The sequence below is a fragment of the Methylibium sp. genome (assembly GCF_013817365.1).
GTDB lineage: Bacteria > Pseudomonadota > Gammaproteobacteria > Burkholderiales > Burkholderiaceae_C > Methylibium.
The window spans coordinates 1-3,307 of record NZ_JACDCU010000437.1 but is presented as its reverse complement, the minus strand read 5'-3'; the positions used below and the strand labels follow the sequence as shown (position 1 = coordinate 3,307).

General features: G+C 70.5%; 3 protein-coding genes and 1 pseudogene. All 4 read left to right on the top strand.

Annotated features, from left to right (window positions below; genetic code table 11):
* A partial coding sequence (locus H0W38_RS19250) for a MoxR family ATPase (RefSeq protein ID WP_292457181.1) occupies window positions 1-880 on the top strand: 880 nt, incomplete at its 5' end.
* A gap of 22 nt (window positions 881-902) precedes the next feature.
* Entirely contained in the window at window positions 903-1,790 is an 888-nt protein-coding gene (locus H0W38_RS19245) for an MxaS protein (RefSeq protein ID WP_292457179.1), read from the top strand.
* Window positions 1,762-2,814, top strand: a complete 1,053-nt coding sequence (locus tag H0W38_RS19240) for a hypothetical protein (RefSeq protein WP_292457176.1) — start codon at window positions 1,762-1,764, stop codon at window positions 2,812-2,814. The genes H0W38_RS19245 and H0W38_RS19240 overlap by 29 nt, the downstream gene beginning before the upstream one ends.
* 12 nt (window positions 2,815-2,826) lie before the next feature.
* Window positions 2,827-3,307 (top strand): annotated as a pseudogene (locus H0W38_RS19235) (hypothetical protein); the annotation flags it as partial.

Here is a 3,307-nt window from a genome sequence, read left to right as displayed (position 1 = left end):
CGTGGGCGTCGGCAAGACCACGCTGCTGCGCGCCTATGCGCGACTCATCGGCGGCGCCTTCGCCCGTGCCGAGGGCACGATCGACCTGATGCCCAACGACCTGATCTATCACACCCACATCGGCCAGGACGGCCGCCCGGCCATCGACCCCGGCCCGCTCACCGAGCACGGCGAAGAGCTGGCGATCTTCTTCTTCAACGAGATCAACCGCGCGCGCCCGCAGGTGCATGCGCTGCTGCTGCGTGTGATGGCCGAGCGCAGCTTGAACGCCTTCAACCGCGAACAGCGCCTGCCGCACCTGCTGGTGTTTGCCGATCGCAACCGTGTCGAGCGCGAAGAGACCTTCGAGATCGCCTCGGCCGCGCGCGACCGCTTCATGATGGAGATCACCATCGACGTGCCCGAGGCCGACGACGAGCGCCTCGCACTCATGTTCGAGCCGCGCTTCCACGACACCGATGCGCTGATCGCGCAATTGCCGGCCGCTGTCGTACCGTATCAGGCGCTCGGCGAGGTGGCCGCGGCCATCCAGCACAGCATCCAGGCCACGCCGGCGCTGCAGGATTACGCACTGCGGCTGTGGCGCGCCACAGCGCGGCCCGGCGAGTACGGCGTGCGGCTCATCGACACCGACGTGCACGACGCGAACGAAGTGATGCTGGCAGGAGCCAGCCCGCGCGGCATGAGCCAGCTGCTGCGCGCCGCGCGCGTCTGTGCCTGGCTGCAGGGCCGCAGCCACATCACGCCGGAAGACGTGCGCGCGGTGTTCTTCGAAACCATCGCGCACCGGCTGTGCCTGCAGCCGGTGTACGAATTGCGCCGGGCCGAGATCGTCGGCGCACTGGTGCGCGGCATCCTCGGGCAGGTCGCCGCGCCTTGAAGCGACGCGCAAGGCCGAGGCGATGAAGGAGTTCGCCTACCGCGTTGCCCGGCCGGCGCTCGCGCACTTTCCCGGCCACCACCGCAGCCGCCGCGGCGACAGCGGCCACGAGTTCCGCGCCCACGTGCCGCTGCACGACGCGCCTGATGTGCGCCGGCTCGACTTGCATGCGAGCCTGCGCGACCCGCTCGGCCAGTGGCTGGTGCGCGTGGCCAGCGAGCGCAAGGCGGTGCCGGTTTACGCGGTGGCGGACCTGTCGGCATCGATGGCGTTTCAGGGCGAGCGCCGCAAGCTCGACGTGCTGGCCGATTTCACGGAAGCGCTGGCGTGGTCGGCCTGGCGCACCGGGGACGCCTTCGGGTTCGTGGGTTGCGACGAAGCGGTGCGCCGCGACTGGCTGCTGCCGCTCGTGCGCTCGCAAGGCGTGGGCAGCGCATTCGCCCGGCGCTTGCGGGCGTTCGCGCCGGCAGGGCGCAATGCCGACGGACTGAAGGATGCACACCGGCTGCTGCGGCGCGAGCGCTCGCTGGTGTTCCTGCTGTCGGACTTTCATCTGCCGCTGCCCGCGCTCGATGCGGTGCTCGGCTCGCTGGCCCATCACGAACTGGTGCCGGTGCTGCTGTGGGATCGGGCCGAGTTCGCACAGCCGGGGGAGGGACCGAACGCTGCGGGCTTGCCCGGTGGCATCGGCCTTGCCAGCCGCATCGGCCGTCTGGCCTCGCTGGTCGACGCTGAAACCGGCCAGCGCCGCCTGCTCTGGCTGCGTCCGGCGCTGCGCGAACGCTGGCGACGCCAGCTCGAAGCGCGGCGGGGTGCGCTCGATGCACTGTTCCGGCGCCACCGGCTGCGCCCGCTCTACCTGCTCGATGGATTCGATGCCGATGCGGTCACTGCGCATTTCCACCGCTAGCGTTGAGGCTCGCGTCATTGCGGCGGCACTCTCGCTGGCTGCCGCGCTGTCGTGCTGGCCGACCATCGGCTCGGCGCAGGCGCAACCAGAGCCACCGCGCCTGACGGTGAGCGAGCCGCGCACCTACGGCTACCAGGTCGGCGATACCGCCACACGCCAGATCGTCATCGAGCTGCCGCGGCGACTGCGCCTCGATGAAGAATCGCTGCCGACGATCGGCCGGCACGGCCCGGCCCTGGCGTTGCGCTCGCTGCAGCGCGAATCCGACACGAACACCACCGGCACACGGCTCACCTTGTGGCTCGAGTACCAGGTTTTTGCGGCACCGGTCGCCGCACGCGTCTACGAGCTGCCGGCGCTGCGGCTGCGCTTCGATGGCACGCCGCGGGCGGAGGATCTGTTCGTCGAGTCCTGGCCGGTCGCGGTCGCGCCGCTGGTGCCGGAGCAGGCCCCGCAACGGCGCGGCCTGGGCGATCTGCAACCCGACACCGCGCCCGTGCTGCGCGACACCGGGCCGGAACGTCTACTGATTACCGGGTGTGCGTCCTTGGCGCTGAGTCTCGGCAGCTATCTGGCCTTCGTCTATTTCGGCCTGCCCTGGCTTTCCGCACGGCAGCGGCCTTTCACGCGCGCCTATCGGCGGCTGCGCGCCGGGCGCAAGGCGCCGGCCTCAAAGCTGGGCTGGCAAGACGCTTGCCGCGCGATCCACGCAGCGTTCAACGAAACGGCAGGGCAGGTGGTCTTCGCCGACACGGTCGACGGCTTCGTCCATCGGGTACCTCGCTTCGCGCCGCTGCGCGAGGACATCCGTGACTTCTTCATGCGCTCGCAGGCCACGTTCTTTCAAAACGGTTCGCCGCTCTCCGCCGCGAACGCCGAAGACCGCGCGGACCGAGCAGACCGAGCAGGCGGTGCGGACGGTGCGGACTGCGCAGATGGTGCGGGCGGTGCCGGCGCCACCGAGCGCGACTGGCTGCTTGCCTTCGCGCGCGCCTGCCGCAACGCCGAGCGCGGCACGGCCTGAGAACAAGCCGCCATGCTTTCCAACGAACTGCCTTTCACCTCGCCGTGGCTCTTGCTGGCATTGCCGCTGGCGCTGCTCGCACTGTGGCGGCGTCCGCAGGCGGTGCTGCTGCACTCCTGGTCGGCGCTGCTGCCGCCCGACCGCCTCTCGGGCGCACTCGACGTGTTGCTGCGAGTGCTGGCGGTGCTGGCCGTCGCCGCCGTGCTGCTCGGACTCGCCGGCCTGTACCGGCCCGCCTACGAGATCGAGCGCGTGGGGCAGGGCGCCGAGATCGTTCTGCTGGTCGACCGCAGCCGCAGCATGGATCAGGCCTTCATCAGCGGCACGCCCTCGGGCATCGCCACGCAAACGCCCGGTCTGGCCAACTTCAACATCAGCCGGGAGCGCGCCGATCGAGGCCGGCCGTCCAAGCAGCAGACCGCCCGCGTGCTGCTCGGCGAGTTCGCGGCCCAGCGCAGCGCCGACCGCTTCGCAATGCTGGTGTTCAGCACCT

Excerpts from the sequence above, each read along its gene's own strand:
- H0W38_RS19245 (WP_292457179.1), top strand. The coding sequence starts at position 903 with ATGAAGGAGTTCGCCTACCGCGTTGCCCGGCCGGCGCTCGCGCACTTT.
- H0W38_RS19240 (WP_292457176.1), top strand. The coding sequence starts at position 1,762 with ATGCGGTCACTGCGCATTTCCACCGCTAGCGTTGAGGCTCGCGTCATT.